Below are 13527 nucleotides of genomic sequence, written 5' to 3' on the forward strand. Positions count from 1 at the left end.
GCGGTGTCCGGCCGGGCCGAGAGCCGGGCCCCGCCCTGTGCCGTGCCGGACTTCCGGTCCTACTCCCCGGTCGGGCCGAGGTCGGGTGCCTGCCTGAGGTCGACGGTGCGGGAGCGTCGGGAGGCATGCAGTTCCAGCACGGTGATCTCGTTGGTACCCGTGCGCAGCACGGGCGCGGGGACGTACAGCGACCGCTGGGGGCCCCGCGACCAGTAGCGGCCGAGCGCGAAACCGTTGATCCACGCGTTCCCCTTCGTCCAGCCGTCGAGATGGAGGAAGGTGTCCGCGGTCCCTTCGAGTTCGAAGGTTCCGCGATGGAAGGACGGGCCGGTCGGCGCCGTCGTGGCGGCGGTGAACCGCACCGCGTCCAGGGACGTCAGCGGCAGCGGCCGGCTGGTCCAGCCGGTGTGCTCCGCGCCGTCCACCAGGACCGCGCCGGGAAGCCCCTTGCGGTCATGGATGCCGGGCCCGTAGTTGACCCGGCCCTGGTTCTCCACGAGCAGGCTCAGGACACTGCCGGCACGCGGCACGGTGAAGGCGAGGGCATGCTCATGGTTCTCCCGCTCCAGGACCCCGACGGGCTGCCCGTCCAGGAAGACCTGGGCACGGTCACGGACCTGCTCCAACTCGAGGAGTACGGGGCCGGGGGCAGGCAGGACGGTCTCGTACAGGACGAAACCGAAGTCCTGCCCGAGCTGCTCCATGGTCAGCGGCCGTTCGGACTCGACGGCGTCCCCGAGCACCGCCGCGGAGTCGAACAGGCCGGCGCTCGTGGTCAACGGGATCGAGTGGAGGGCGAGTTTGGCCGAGCGTGGAGGCACGGGCTCGGCGGGAACCGGCGCGTACTTGGCGATGACCTCGCGGAAGGCGGTGAACTTCTCCGTGGGGTCGCCGGCTTCGTCCAGGGGGGCGTCGTAGTCGTAGGAGGTGACAGTGGGCCGGTAGGTGTGCTTGTCGTTGGCCCCGTTGGTGAAGCCGAAGTTCGTGCCCCCGTGGAACATGTAGAAGTTGACCGAGGCCCCGGTCGCGAGCAGTTCGTCGAGCTCCTGGGCCGCCTGGACGGGGTCCCTGAGCACGTGGTGGCCGCCCCAGCGGTCGAACCAGCCGATCCAGAACTCGGTCGACATCAGAGGGCCGTTCGGCCGGTAGCCGCGCAGGGCGGTGAGGTTCTGGGCGGAGCGGCTGCCGAAGTTGGCCGTCGCGAGGACGCCCGGTATCGCGCCTCGTTCCAGATCGGCCGGCTGGTCACAGGTGAACAGCGGGACGTCCACGCCGCACCGGCGGAGTGTGTCGGCCAGGTGCTCCAGATAAGCGGTGTCCTCGCCGAAGGCTCCGTACTCGTTCTCCACCTGCACGGCGAGAACCGGGCCGCCGCGGGTGGCGAGGTACGGCTGGAGCGGGGTGAGCAGCCGGGTGAAGTAGTCGTCGACCGCCGAGAGGAAGAGAGGATCGCGGGTGCGCAGCCGGATGCCGGGTTCGGCCAGGAGCCAGGAGGGCAGACCGCCGCCTTCCCACTCGGCGCAGATGTACGGACCGGGGCGGAGCAGGACCTGAAGCCCCTCGGCGGCGGCCAGGTCGAGGAAGGCCGGCAGATCGACGTCGCCGTCCATGCGGAAGACGTCCCGCTGAGGCTGATGGAGGTTCCAGGGGACGTACGTCTCCACGGTGTTGAGGCCCATCAGGCGGGCCTTGCGCAGCCGGTCGGCCCACTGCGCGGGATGGACGCGGAAGTAGTGCAGCCCGCCGGACAGGAGCCGGAAGGGTTTGCCGTCCAGGCGGAATCCGCTGTCGTCAATCTGAAGAACGGGCATGTGCTGCTGCTCCTGTGCTGAAGGGAGGACGCGGTGGAGGGTGGCGTGCCGGCGGGTAGACACACCCCATAGGTATGTTTACGTAAACACTAGAGAATGGCAAGCCTTGGATCATCCAGCGACGGAGCGGAGGGGGAAGCGCTGTCGGACCAGGGCGAACCGGGCCCCGGAGGTGAAAGGGCGGCCGCACGTCTGCCTTCGGCGCCGGATGGCCGGCGCGGGCCCACACCGTCGGCGGCCCCGCCCCGGCCATCGGGGGGTCAGACGCGGTCGGCTGCGATGAGGAGGTACTGGAACGAGCCGTCCCGGTAGGAGTTGATGAACGCGTCCTCGATCCCCGTCACCAGCGAAGACGTGGCCCGCAGTTCCCAGTAGGGCAGGGTGTCGGGAGTGAGGTCGACGATGGCCTGCGGCACGAGCCGGTTGTCGGCCATGGCGCGGAGGTACTCCCGGCGCGAGTGGATGTTGCACTCGAAGTGCGCGTTGATCTGCGAGACCCACTTCGAGGGCTGGCCGTACCGCGGGTTCCAGCAGCCGGTGATGGTCACGTAGCGGCCGCCGACCTCCAGGACGCGGGAGTGTTCCGCGAACAGGTCGTGGAGGTCGACGTACATGCTCGACTCGTTGTTCCACGAGGCCGCCACCGACCCGGTCTCGAACGGTGTGGCGAGCATGTTGCAGACGCGCGCTCTGACGTGGTCCTGCAGGCCGAGTTCGCGGGACCGGCCGTTGGCGAAGTCGGCTTGCTTGGCCGACAGCGTGACGCCTTCGACCTTGCACCCGAAGCGCTGGTGAGCCATCACCATCGAGCCGCCGCGGCCGCAGCCGGCGTCCAGCAGGGTGTCCGTTCCCTTGATGTCGCCGAGGTGACCGAGGAGGTACTCGGCCTGCGCCGACTCCAGCCGGTGGAGCTCGGAGACCAGCTTCTTCTCGCTCGCGCCGTCCCCGGTGTCGCCGAGTGCGGCGGAGTCGATCTCACCGATGCCGTAGTGGTGGTGGTAGAGACCGTCGACATCACCGAGTCGCAGATTCACGGGCCTGGCCTCACCGTCCCAGTAGCGGGCGATGTCTCCCTGGTAGGGCGTCGCCGGGCTGGGGATGCGCAGCGAGGCGGAGCCGGACGCGGGAGTGGTGCCGGCGGTGGCGGTGAGTTCGGCGTTGGTCACGGATGAGTCCATTCTCTTACCAGAAGTCGGGAAGGCTGTAGCGGTAGGTGTTCGACTGGTGCCAGTGGTGATTGCCGTCGACCCAGGCGGCCACGCCGCGAAGGAAGCGCGGTACCCCTGGGAGGGGCAGGTCGGCGGCCAGGGACGCGGCCGCGGTCTCGAAGTCGTGCATGAGCTCGTTGTGGATCTCGACCGACTTCAGATAGGCGTCCCGGTCGGAGAGCCCCTCGCGTTCGGAGAGCACGACGGGGAGGTTCAGGTGCCGGCCGGGCGCGTCCAGTTCCTTGGTGTACGAGTACAGGTCGTTGACGATGGTCGTCGCGTTTCCCGCCAGGGCGATGACCTTCTGCATGTCGGGCCGGGCGTGCAGGTCCGCCGGGAGCTCATAGCCGCCGACGGTGTCGGTGATGGTCGGACAGGGGCGGAAGTTGTTGAACTGGCGCATGGCCAGGTACTCCCACACCTCCGGCACGTGGTCCATCTGGGCCCAGGCCGCCTCGGCGAGGTAGCCCAGGTGCAGCCGGGCCATGTCGTGCCGGAGCCGGTCCGCCTGGGAGGGGCCGGCCGCCTGGACGAAGTACTCCATGGCGGAGCGGTAGGCGCGCCTGGGCGCGTCCGCGTGCAGGGACTTCGCCCACTGCGGCTGGTACTCGGAGGTGGTGTGCAGGGCGTCCAGTGCGGTGTGCGCCAGCAGCAGCCGCTCGCCGAGTCCGACGGGCGATCCGCCGTGGTCCTCGCAGTAGCAGTCGTCCACGGCGTTCTCGGCCACCATCAGACGGGTGGCGATCATCAGGTGGTCGATGCTGGGTGCGTCCGGATGGCAACCGACCATGTAGCGGCCCACGGAGAAGCCGTCGAACTGCTCCTCCCAGTCCTCGGGATACAAGGAGACCTCGTCCAGGGCCCAGGACTTGATCCTTCGGCTGACCTCCTCGACCCGCACCGGATCGGGCTCGGGGATCGGGTGGTGGTAGAGGCCCGGGATCACCTTGCCTCCCGCCCTGCCCTCCTCCGCGGCTGCCGACGGCGCGGGGACCTTGTCCCGGAGGATCATGCGCAGGCTCGTGGTGCCCAGGCCGGTGGGCCCTCGCAGGATCCTCCCCGGCCCGGCACGCGGTGCCGGCGGTGCGGCGAGGCCGGGCGGTGACGTCGTACAGGGAGGTGAGCCGCCGGTGGCGGACGTGATGTCGTGAGCGCGGGCCGCTGCTTCGGCGAGTACGTGAACCCCGAAGTGGGAAGCGGCCTCCGGCAGGCTCGACTGCGGAGGTGGCAGCTCGGGCGCGGGCATCGATGGCTCCTTGCTGGGGTGGGCGGTTGGGCGACAGACCCGTGGGGCTCCGGGCGTGCGCGACCGCCCCGCTGGGTACGGGGTGTCGCGCCACGCAGTACGGGCCGGGCCGGCTACTTGGGCCGCCGGGCGATCTGCACGTTCTCCAGCACGCCGACCGCGTCCGGCACGAGGATGGCGGCGGAGTAGTAGGCGGTGACGAGGTAGGACGTGATCGCCTTCTCGTCGAGGCTCATGAAGCGGACCGAGAGACCCGGCTCGTACTCGTCGGGCAGCCCGGTCTGGTGCAGACCGATGACGCCCTGGTTCTCCTCGCCGGTACGCATGACGAGGATCGAACTGGTCCGCTCCTGTGTGATGGGGATCTTGTTGCAGGGGAGGATCGGGACCCCGCGCCAGGCCGGGACCTGTTGGCCGCCGAGGTCCACGTGGTCCGGGTAGAGTCCGCGCGAGTTGAACTCTCGCCCGATCGCCGCGATCGTCCGGGGGTGCGCGAGGAAGAACTTGGACCCGCGCCGCCGACAGAGCAGTTCGTCCAGATCGTCCGGGGTCGGCGGGCCGGAGTGCGTCTGGATGCGCTGCTTGAAGTCGGCGTTGTGGAGCAGGCCGAACTCCCGGTTGTTGATCAGCTCGTGCTCCTGGCGCTCGCGCAGCGCCTCGATGGTGAGCCTGAGCTGTTCCTCCGTCTGGTTCATCGGGCCGTTGTAGAGGTCGGCGACCCGCGTGTGGATCCGCAGGATGGTCTGGGCGACGGAGAGTTCGTACTCGCGCGGCTTCAGTTCGTAGTCGGCGAAGGCGCCGGGCAGCGCGTGCTCACCTACGTGGCCGGCCGACATCGCGATCTCGGCCTCGCCGCGATGGTTCTGCCGCTGGTGGGAGCGCGATGCGAACGCGTCGAGGTGCTCTCGGAGACTCGGCGCCGCGGAGAGCACGGCCGCGAAGTCGGCGCGCGACAGGGTGAGCAGCGTGCCCGAGGTCTCGGCGACGGCGGTGTGCTCCCACCGGGCGTCCTCGTCCAGCAGGGCGTGTTCTCCGAACCGGTCGCCGTCCGCGAGCACGTCCAGAGCGACCTCGTCGCCGTAATTGCCCACGGAGGTCTGGCCGATGCGGCCGTGGGCGATCAGGTGGAGCTGATCCGCGGGTGCTCCTCGCTCGACCAGCGTCTCGCCGATCCAGAAGTCGCGTTGAACGCACCGGTCGGCGATGGCGGCCAGTACCTCGGCGTCCTCGAAGCCACGCAGGAAGGCCAGTTCACCCAGCTCCTGGGGGATCACCCTGACGTCGGCGCCGTCCTGGACGAAGTCCACCCTCCCGTCGCCGACGGTGTAGGCCAGGCGACGGTTCACCCGATAGGCCCCACCCTTGGTCTCCACCCACGGGAGCATCCGCAGCAGCCAGCGAGAGGTGATCTCCTGCATCTGCGGCGCGGACTTGGTCGTGGTGGCGAGGTTGCGGGCCGCAGCCGTCCCGAGGCTGGATTGCCGGGGCAGTGCCAACTGCGTTTCCGAGGTCGAGTCAACAGTCATCGGGCAAGGGCTCCTTGGACAGGGCGGTGGCGGGCATATGCGAACACACCGAACAACAAGACGAAAGCAGGGGATACGAACGGGAATCCGTCCAGATTCAGGGGAACAGTAATGGCCGCTTTGCCGTCCGGGCCAAGGAAATCCGCCGATATTAACTCGATGCGATGATCGTGTCCGTGTGATGTTTGACGTGGTCCCGATGGGATTCGGTCATGATTCGGCACTTCGGCCACGGGCCTTGGTCCGAGGGTGCGTTCGCCGAGTGCGGCCAACGGACGAGTGCCACCTGGGGCGTAAGTGAAGAGAGCAATGCCGAGTGGCCGAGCCGTAGATCATTTACGGTGGTGGCAGCCTCGCCAGGTGCGGTCCGGCGTTCTTGCGGGACGGCCGGGTCGGCTGAACTCGAGGCGGCGGTGGCCCCGTCGTCTCTGCCGCGAGGTCATATCCTCTGAAAGGACACAACATGCCTCAGGACGTGCGCTTCGACCTTCCCTTCGAGACGCCGGTCAACCCTTATCTGGCATGGGCCCGGGAGCGTCATCTGCGGTGGGTGGTGGACAGCGGGCTGGTACGCAGCCAGGAGGGCTTCGACGAGTACGAGTCCTGGGACCTCGCGCAGGCTGCGGCGCGTACGTACCCGCACGCCTCGGCGCCGGACTTGAGCACCCTGATGAACTGGTTCTCGCTGGCCTTCCTCTTCGACGATCAGTTCGACGTCGTACGGCCGGACCGGATGGACCGAATAGCAGAGGTGGCGCGGGAACTGATCGTCACTCCGCTACGGCCCGCCGGCACGGCGCCGCGGGTGGTGTGCCCCATCACCGCGGCCTGGGCGGAGGTGTGGGAGGGGCTCTCGCAGGGGATGACGCTGACCTGGCAGACGCGGTTCGCCGCGTCCTGGGGGCGCTTCCTGGTGGCGCACTGCGAGGAGGTGGACCTCGCGGGCCAGGGGCGTTCCGGAACGTTGGGGCTTGCGGAGTACGCCGCCTTCCGGCGCCGGACGGTCGGTATCCACCACAGCATCGACGCGGGTGAACGCAGTCGCGGATTCGAGGTGCCGCCGGCCGCGATGGCGCATCCGCTGATGGAGCGGATGCGTGACCTGGCGGCGGACACCATCGGGTTCATGAACGACGTCCACTCCTTCGAGCGCGAGCGACGCCGGGGGGACGGGCACAACCTCATCGCCGTCCTGCACCGGGAACGGAACTGCTCGTGGCAGGAGGCCATCGACGAGGCGTACCGCATGACGGCCCGATGCCTGGATGAGTACCTCGCGTGCGAGGCCCGGATCCCTCGGATGTGTGACGAACTCGGGCTCGACGCGGGCGGGCGCGCACGCGTGGACATGGGAGTGGAGGCCATCCAGCACTGGATCAACGGCAACTACGAGTGGGCGCTGACTTCCGGCAGGTACGCCGACAAGGAAGGCGCGGTGGCCACGGCCGAGCTGGCCGGGCGTGGTTCGGTGGATGATCTGCTGACCATTTGAACGAGTGCCCGGCCGGGGGAGTCCCGGCCGGGCATCCGTGTCAGACGGGGAATTCGACCGGCAGGCGGTCCAGCCGTGACTCCCAGGTCGAGGCCGTGGAGGTCAGCTCCTGCGGCGGCACGGCCAGCCGCAGTCCGGGAAGCCGGTGGAGCAGGACGTCCACCGCTGTCTCGATGATGGCCGCGCCGATGTTCTGCGCGGGGCATTCGTGCGGGCCGGCACTGAACGCCAGGTGTGCGGCGTTGTCCCGGACCGAGACACCGGCGTCAGGGCGGATCTCCGGATCGTGGTTCCCGGCCGCGAGGCCCAGGACGAGCAGATCACCTTCCTTGACCGGGCAGCCCCCGAGCTCCACGTCGGCGGTGGCGAACCGTCCGGGGAGCACGGCGAGCGGCGGAGAATTCCACATCACTTCCTCCACCACGGTGGACAGATTGAGCCGCCCGCTGATCAGCCCGGACAGCCAGTCGGTGTCCGTGAGGATCAGCTGGAGAGTCCTGGCCAGCACGTTACTGGTCGTGGTGTGGGCGGTGATCAGCACGAGGCGGAGGTGGTTGACCACCTCGTCCTCATCGAGGCCGGAGTGGTGCTCGATGAGACCGGAGGTGAAGTCGGACCCGGGGCTCGTACGCTTACGGGCCGCCAGTTCACTCAGTATTGTCATGATGTGACCGTTGTGGGTGAGCGCGTCCGTACCCCCCTTGATGACCTGTTTGCTGGACTCCGCCAGCGCCCTTCCGTCTCTCGCCGCCAGCCCGAATACACGGGTCAGCGCCAGCATCGGAAGGTACTCGGCGAAGTCCTCGACCAGATCGGCCCGGCCCGCCTCCGCGAACGCGTCGATCTGCTGGTTCGCGAAGTGCGTGGCATGCCGGCGGATGCCCCGGCCGGCCACGGCGTACAGGTTGTCCGTCACCGCACCGCGCAGCCTCCGGTGCGGTTCACCGTCCTGCGAGACGCAGTCCGGGCGCCAGCCCACCATCTGCATCAGGGGCGATGCGGCATCGACACGGCCCTCGTTGAAGTCCCGCCAGATCCGCGAGTCACGGCTGAAGTGGGAGGGATTGTCCAGCACCCGCCGGTTCTCCCGGTAGCCGAGGACCAGCCAGGCGGGGACGTCGCCCTCCAGCAGCACAGGCGCGACCGAGCCGTGCTCCTGCCTCAACTGCGCGTAGATGCTGTGGGGATCGGTCGCCGCATCGGGGCCGTAGAGGCGGGTGGTGTCCCCGCCATGGACGACGGGGCAGCCGCCGGCCTGGAAGTTCTGATCGTTCATCGACCCTCCAGCGCGGCCGCCGCGTGCTCTTTCAGGTGCCGGACCAGAGTGACGAGGACACCACGGCTGTCGGACCGGCTTCGGGCGTCGAAGGTGACCACCGGAGTGTCCGCGGGGATGTCCAGCGCGTCCCGGATCTCGTCGGCCGGGTAGGCCTGGGAGTCCGGGAAGACGTTCAGCGCGATGACGAACGGCACCTTCTGCCGCTCCATCTCCTCGATCGCCCGGAAGCTGGAATCCAGCCGCCGGGTGTCCACCAGGACGATGGCCCCGAGCGCGCCCTTGAACAGGCCGTTCCACAGGAACCAGAACCGCTCCTGCCCAGGGGTTCCGAACAGGTACAGCATCAACGTGTCGTTGAGGCTGATCCTGCCGAAGTCCAGACTGACGGTCGTCTGCGTCTTGTCGGCGACACCGATGAGGTGATCGACGTCGGCGCTGGCCTGGGTGAGCGTTTCCTCGGTAGTCAGCGGCCTGATGTCACTGACCGAGCGGACCATGGTGGTCTTGCCCGTACCGAAACCTCCGGCAATCATCACCTTCACCGAGCGGGCGCCCGCAGCCGCAAGCTGCTGCCCTGATTGGTCAAATCCTTTGGAGTCCACTGAGTACTTCCTCCAGGAGCGCGAAGTCGGGCCCCCGGCCGGCGTCATGCGCCGAGACAGGGTCGCGGGCCTCGACGCGGCCCGCCTGCAACAGGTCGGACAGCAGGACCGCGAGAACGTTGAACGGCAGGTGGAGATGGGCTCCGAGCTCGGCCACGGAAAGCGGCTCACGGCAGCGCCGGATGATCTCCTCGTGCTCGTACTGCATGCCCGGTGACGCGGCGGCCCGTGAGAGCACGAGGGTCGCCACATCAAGGGTTGACGCCACATCACCCGGCTTGCTGCGCCCGCCGGTCACGACGTAGAAGCGCTCAAGACCGGACGGGTCGGTCCCACGGGGAGCACTCATCCAGAGCGCTCCTCCAGACGCGGCGTGGTGCCGAGGAGTTCACCCATTCGTCGAGCGAGGTCGTTCATCTGGTGCCCGAGAACTCCCTGGTCGAGACCTTCCCGCGCGATGACACCGAGATACGTCTCCAGGCCGGCACGGACGACGAACAGGTACCCGCCATCGACTTCGATCATCGCCAGCCGCAACCCGCCGGCGTCCTTCTCGAAGTGCTCGGAGACCGGCCCCGCCAGCGACTGGAGCCCGGCCACGACTGCGGCGAGCCGGTCCACCTCGTCGCGGTCGTCATTGCCGAATGAGGTGATGGCCTTGCCGTCGCTGGAGGCGACGATCGCGAAATGGATCTCGCTGATGCTCTCGACGAAGTCGCGGAGCGCCCAGCTCACGTCGTTGGTGGTCGTCACTTGTCGCTCTCTTCCGTGTGGTGCTCGGCGGACGTACCACCGGTGGTCGAACCGGAGACCTTGGCGGGCTCGGGTTCCGAGGGTGTGGCGGCCGGGTGTGCTCGCGCGGCGGTGGCGAAGGCGGCCATGCCGGCGAACGAGGAGTCAGGGGGAACCACGGAGTCAGTGGTCCGCCCGGTGCGCCCTGCCGGCGGGGACTGGAGAGCCGGGTCGCTGCGACGCCGGCGACGGGGCAGACCGCCTGGCGTGGTCAGTCCCTCGCCCTCGTCGGCAGGCCGGACCACGTGCGAAGCCAACGGAGCCAACGAAGCCACCGCAGTGGCAGGGGAGACCGGGGAGCTCCTCGGCGCGGGAACGGCGGGTGCCGCGACCGTGGGGGACGAAGAGCCGGACAGCGGGCTGAAGTACTTGTGGGGGATGACGACCACGACGGAGGTGCCCAGCCACGGCGAGTCGGCGAACGTGACCCGGATTCCGTAGCGGCGGGCGAGACGGCCGACGACCCGCAGCCCGACGTTGGCGTCCTCCGAGATGCCACCGAGACCGGCACCGGGCGAGGTGCCTGCCAGCGCGTGATCGGCCTCGCGCTTCTTCTCCTCGCTCAGGCCCTTGCCCAGGTCCTGGATCTGGATGCCGACGCCGTTGGGTACCTCCTTGCCCGAGATGGTGACCAGCTCACTGGGAGGCGAGTAGCGTGCGGCGTTGTCGAGCAAGTGGGCGAAGAGCAGGGTCAGGTGATCCACCAGACCACCGTCCACGCCGAGGTCGGGCAGCTGATCCACCTGCACACGGCGGAAGTCCTTGACCCTGCCGATGCCACCGCGCACGACGCTGCGCAGGTGCTGAGGCTCCTGCCACTGGCGGCCGGGCCGGTCGGAACCACCGAGCACGACGAGGCTGGCTGCCAGACAGTCGGCAGGGCCGACGGCCTGGTCCAGTTCCATCAGGCTCTGGGCGACAGCGGGGGACCGGTCGTGCTCGCCCTGCATCTCGTGGAGCCGCCCACGGAGCTGACTGGTCAGCACCTGGATGCGGTTACCGACACCGATGACGGCCTGCTCGGCGGACGTGGAGCGGTTCAGCTCCTCCTCGACGCCCGTCAGCGCGGTGCGGAGCACCTTGTTGAGAACGGCCCGCAGGCGGTCGTCGGCGCAGCCCTGCTGATCCGAGACCGGCAGGATGTCGTCGATGGAATCGCCGTCCCGCAACTGCCTGAACGATGACGGAAGTTGGTCGTCGGCGAGCAGTGTCAACGCGGACAGGTACTGATCCAGTCGTTCCTGCCAGACGCGATCACGCTCTTCGAGCTGGGACTCGAACGCGCCCTTCTGGTCGGACAGCTGCGTTGCGAGGGCGCTCGCCTGCCCCGCGTGATGCTCCTCGCGAGCGGCGCTCTGGACAGTGAACCTCGTGCGCAGTTCAGCCAGTTGCTGCTGCGAGTCGCGCACCTGGTTGTCTTGTTCTGTTCGGTGAGCCGACTTGACCTGGCGGAGTTGCGCGCGGGCGCGCAGGAGAAGCTGCACACACAAGGCGCTGGTTGCCGTCGCCGCCGCACCGGCGACTGCCACGGCTATCCGCTCGGAGCTCATGAACGTGGCGGTGACGGTCCCGCCTCCCAGCCCCAGTGGCATCAGCCACCAGCTGTACCAGACGATGGGGGCCCTCGCCGCCGGAAGCGGAGTGGAGTTTTCCATTGCATCCTTCGGAGCGAACGATCGGTATGAGGACACTGCACTCAGACGTATGGGATGCCCGGCAGATTCCCCCGTGCCGGGCGGCATATTCGCGGAGCATATAGGTTGCGGGGCCGGAATGATCAAACCGGCCGAGATGTGGGAGTGATGATCCCGCCACGCTCTGCCACCGCGCATAGCGGTCATAAATTGCCTTATGGGAAGGGGGGCCAGGATGCCGTCCGGCGTGCCAACGGGGCGCGATCCCGGGGCTGTGGGTGCCTTGTCGGCGGTCCGGACGACCGTGCCCTCGGGCATCGGCGATGACGTGTATCGCGACTGATGCGGCCCGAAATCGTCGTGAGGAAAGAGCCATATTCGTGCGCTCGAGGAGGCGTCCAAACGATCGCCGGAACTGCGACTTCAGCGCCAGGATGGCTGTCTTGGGCCGCGGCGGCGCCAACTACCGCTCGGTTATTCTCCCCTGAGGCGCCCTCAGGAGAGGTGGGTGGGATCGAGAACGGCGGTTTCCCCCGTAACCGGCGGCGTACCCATCACGGACGTGCCTGTGGAGGGGAGAGCGACGGAAGCGAGCGCGTGCGCGTCCAGCCCGGCACCGACGGGGCGGTAGCCGTCCCGTCGGAGTGGAGCGATGCTGCTGGAAACCGTCGGCTCCGAGGCGGGTCAATGTAGGGTGAAGGCTGCCCTTGACCTACAGAAAGCGGGCAGGGAGCCGTCTTCCAGGAGTCCAGAATGCTGCGTACTTTGTTCAAGTCGAAGATCTAGCAATTTGGCGTCGCCGCAGGTCAGGGGCATCATGTGTCCCCCTCGGGTCAGCAAACGGTCAGCATGCGTCCCGGACGTGTTCCCGCTTGCTGACCTGCGACCTGCAGTGAGGCGCCTGGGCATGGTTCTTGGGCTGGAACGGATGGTGCGACACATGGCCCGACAGCTCGCCCGCGGCATGGGGTCCTTCTTCAAGGACTGCGACTGCGCGAAGCCGACCCGCCGCCCTCATCTGTATCGCCCCTGCGAGGGGTCGCAACCTGGCTGAGCTTGTTCTTGAGCTCTGCTGGCCAGTGATGATCTGTCGTCATACTGGTCACTATGCTGCCGGGATGACCGCACAGTCGCCCCCGCCGCCGGCCCTGGAATCCGTCCGGAGCCTTCAGGACATGCTCCGAGCCGAGATCAGGCCTGGCCTCAGCAAGCGGGAACTCAACGCGGTCGAGGCGCGGTTCGGCTTCACCTTCTCGGCAGACCACAGGGTCTTCCTTGCCGCCGGACTTCCGCACGGGTCGCGAAGCTGGCCCGACTGGCGGAACGGCGACCCCGAGGACTTGGCCGAGCGGCTCTCCCAACCGGTCTAAGGTGTGCTCTTCGACGTGGAGCACAACGGCTTCTGGCACCCCGCCTGGCCTCCGAGGCCGGCAGGGACATCCGACGCGCTGCAGATCGCACATTCCGAGTTGGTGGCCGTCCCGCAGCTGGTCCCCGTCTACAGCCACCGCTACCTGCCCGGCACAGCAGGCGAATGCGGCCACCCCGTGCTGTCCGTCCACCAGACCGACATCATCATCTACGGAAACGACCTCGCCGACTACCTACGAAACGAGTTCACCGGCCGGGCGAGCAGCCTTCCTGCCCACTCGACCGTCGGCTTCTGGTCGTACTTCGTCCACGGCGGTCCGGGCACCGACGTTGCCACACCCACCCCGCACACCCCCTACGCCGTCAGCGCGCAGGAGGCGGTCGAGCACCTGCGGATGCTGGCATTGGAGCGCCTGATCGGCTGACAGCGCTACCCGCTCCAGCTGATCGAGGCGGGGCTCACGGCACTGGTCCTCGACTCTGAGACGGAGTCGCTCCCGCTGCTCGTCGGCCTGTCGCGCACTGAGCATGAGAACGCCGTTGTGCTCTTCGACCAGGTACTGGCT

At 68.2% G+C, this 13527-nt stretch carries 12 protein-coding genes; 3 read left to right on the forward strand and 9 right to left on the reverse strand.

From position 1 onward, the window contains the following. Window positions 1–59 precede the first annotated feature (59 nt). The 4 genes from ACIQM0_RS18860 to ACIQM0_RS18875 all read right to left on the reverse strand — a co-directional run bounded on the left by ACIQM0_RS18860 (window position 60) and on the right by ACIQM0_RS18875 (window position 5791). Window positions 60–1811 (reverse strand): beta-galactosidase, encoded by a 1752-nt coding sequence (locus tag ACIQM0_RS18860; RefSeq protein ID WP_401287853.1) that lies wholly within the window; start codon window positions 1809–1811, stop codon window positions 60–62. 260 nt (window positions 1812–2071) lie between these two features. Next, the gene (locus tag ACIQM0_RS18865) at window positions 2072–2977 is read right to left on the reverse strand and encodes a geranyl diphosphate 2-C-methyltransferase (protein ID WP_401288023.1); all 906 of its coding nucleotides are present in this window, start codon (window positions 2975–2977) and stop codon (window positions 2072–2074) included. A gap of 16 nt (window positions 2978–2993) precedes the next feature. Further along, window positions 2994–4265: a family 2 encapsulin nanocompartment cargo protein terpene cyclase gene (locus tag ACIQM0_RS18870; RefSeq protein WP_401287856.1), complete on the reverse strand. Its 1272-nt coding sequence runs from the start codon at window positions 4263–4265 to the stop codon at window positions 2994–2996. Window positions 4266–4378: 113 nt separating this feature from the next. Further along, window positions 4379–5791, reverse strand: a complete 1413-nt coding sequence (locus ACIQM0_RS18875) for a family 2B encapsulin nanocompartment shell protein (protein WP_401287859.1) — start codon at window positions 5789–5791, stop codon at window positions 4379–4381. A gap of 463 nt (window positions 5792–6254) precedes the next feature. Here ACIQM0_RS18875 and ACIQM0_RS18880 point away from each other — a divergent pair, with 463 nt between their 5' ends. Further along, window positions 6255–7283: a terpene cyclase gene (locus ACIQM0_RS18880; RefSeq protein ID WP_401287862.1), complete on the forward strand. Its 1029-nt coding sequence runs from the start codon at window positions 6255–6257 to the stop codon at window positions 7281–7283. Between the two features lie 40 nt (window positions 7284–7323). On the opposite strand, the gene ACIQM0_RS18885 is transcribed toward ACIQM0_RS18880, so the two are convergent. The 5 genes from ACIQM0_RS18885 to ACIQM0_RS18905 are packed head-to-tail and all read right to left on the reverse strand — an operon-like array spanning window position 7324 to window position 11611. Beyond that, complete coding sequence (locus tag ACIQM0_RS18885; protein ID WP_401287865.1) at window positions 7324–8559, reverse strand: cytochrome P450; 1236 nt, start codon at window positions 8557–8559, stop codon at window positions 7324–7326. Beyond that, window positions 8556–9164 carry a GTP-binding protein gene (locus tag ACIQM0_RS18890; protein WP_401287867.1) on the reverse strand — a complete coding sequence of 203 codons (609 nt, stop codon included), beginning with the start codon at window positions 9162–9164 and terminating at the stop codon, window positions 8556–8558. Before ACIQM0_RS18890 ends, ACIQM0_RS18885 begins: the two co-directional genes overlap by 4 nt. Beyond that, entirely contained in the window at window positions 9145–9513 is a 369-nt protein-coding gene (locus ACIQM0_RS18895; protein WP_385343864.1) for a DUF742 domain-containing protein, read from the reverse strand. Before ACIQM0_RS18895 ends, ACIQM0_RS18890 begins: the two co-directional genes overlap by 20 nt. Beyond that, window positions 9510–9917, reverse strand: a complete 408-nt coding sequence (locus tag ACIQM0_RS18900) for a roadblock/LC7 domain-containing protein (protein ID WP_363026414.1) — start codon at window positions 9915–9917, stop codon at window positions 9510–9512. The genes ACIQM0_RS18895 and ACIQM0_RS18900 overlap by 4 nt, the downstream gene beginning before the upstream one ends. Beyond that, complete coding sequence (locus tag ACIQM0_RS18905; protein ID WP_401287871.1) at window positions 9914–11611, reverse strand: ATP-binding protein; 1698 nt, start codon at window positions 11609–11611, stop codon at window positions 9914–9916. Before ACIQM0_RS18905 ends, ACIQM0_RS18900 begins: the two co-directional genes overlap by 4 nt. A gap of 1097 nt (window positions 11612–12708) precedes the next feature. Here ACIQM0_RS18905 and ACIQM0_RS18910 point away from each other — a divergent pair. After that, complete coding sequence (locus tag ACIQM0_RS18910) at window positions 12709–12960, forward strand: hypothetical protein (RefSeq protein ID WP_401287873.1); 252 nt, start codon at window positions 12709–12711, stop codon at window positions 12958–12960. A 3-nt stretch (window positions 12961–12963) separates the two neighbouring features. Continuing rightward, entirely contained in the window at window positions 12964–13386 is a 423-nt protein-coding gene (locus ACIQM0_RS18915; RefSeq protein ID WP_401287876.1) for a hypothetical protein, read from the forward strand. Window positions 13387–13527 lie beyond the last annotated feature (141 nt).

The organism is Streptomyces sp. NPDC091387 (assembly GCF_044756945.1).
Taxonomy (GTDB): Bacteria; Actinomycetota; Actinomycetes; order Streptomycetales; family Streptomycetaceae; genus Streptomyces.

What these genes read in the sequence shown, in the direction of transcription:
- ACIQM0_RS18860 (WP_401287853.1), bottom strand. Translation starts at nt 1,811, where the DNA reads ATGCCCGTTCTTCAGATTGACGACAGCGGATTCCGCCTGGACGGCAAA.
- ACIQM0_RS18870 (WP_401287856.1), bottom strand. Translation starts at nt 4,265, where the DNA reads ATGCCCGCGCCCGAGCTGCCACCTCCGCAGTCGAGCCTGCCGGAGGCC.
- ACIQM0_RS18875 (WP_401287859.1), bottom strand. Translation starts at nt 5,791, where the DNA reads ATGACTGTTGACTCGACCTCGGAAACGCAGTTGGCACTGCCCCGGCAA.
- ACIQM0_RS18880 (WP_401287862.1), top strand. Translation starts at nt 6,255, where the DNA reads ATGCCTCAGGACGTGCGCTTCGACCTTCCCTTCGAGACGCCGGTCAAC.
- ACIQM0_RS18885 (WP_401287865.1), bottom strand. Translation starts at nt 8,559, where the DNA reads ATGAACGATCAGAACTTCCAGGCCGGCGGCTGCCCCGTCGTCCATGGC.
- ACIQM0_RS18895 (WP_385343864.1), bottom strand. Translation starts at nt 9,513, where the DNA reads ATGAGTGCTCCCCGTGGGACCGACCCGTCCGGTCTTGAGCGCTTCTAC.
- ACIQM0_RS18905 (WP_401287871.1), bottom strand. Translation starts at nt 11,611, where the DNA reads ATGGAAAACTCCACTCCGCTTCCGGCGGCGAGGGCCCCCATCGTCTGG.
- ACIQM0_RS18910 (WP_401287873.1), top strand. Translation starts at nt 12,709, where the DNA reads ATGACCGCACAGTCGCCCCCGCCGCCGGCCCTGGAATCCGTCCGGAGC.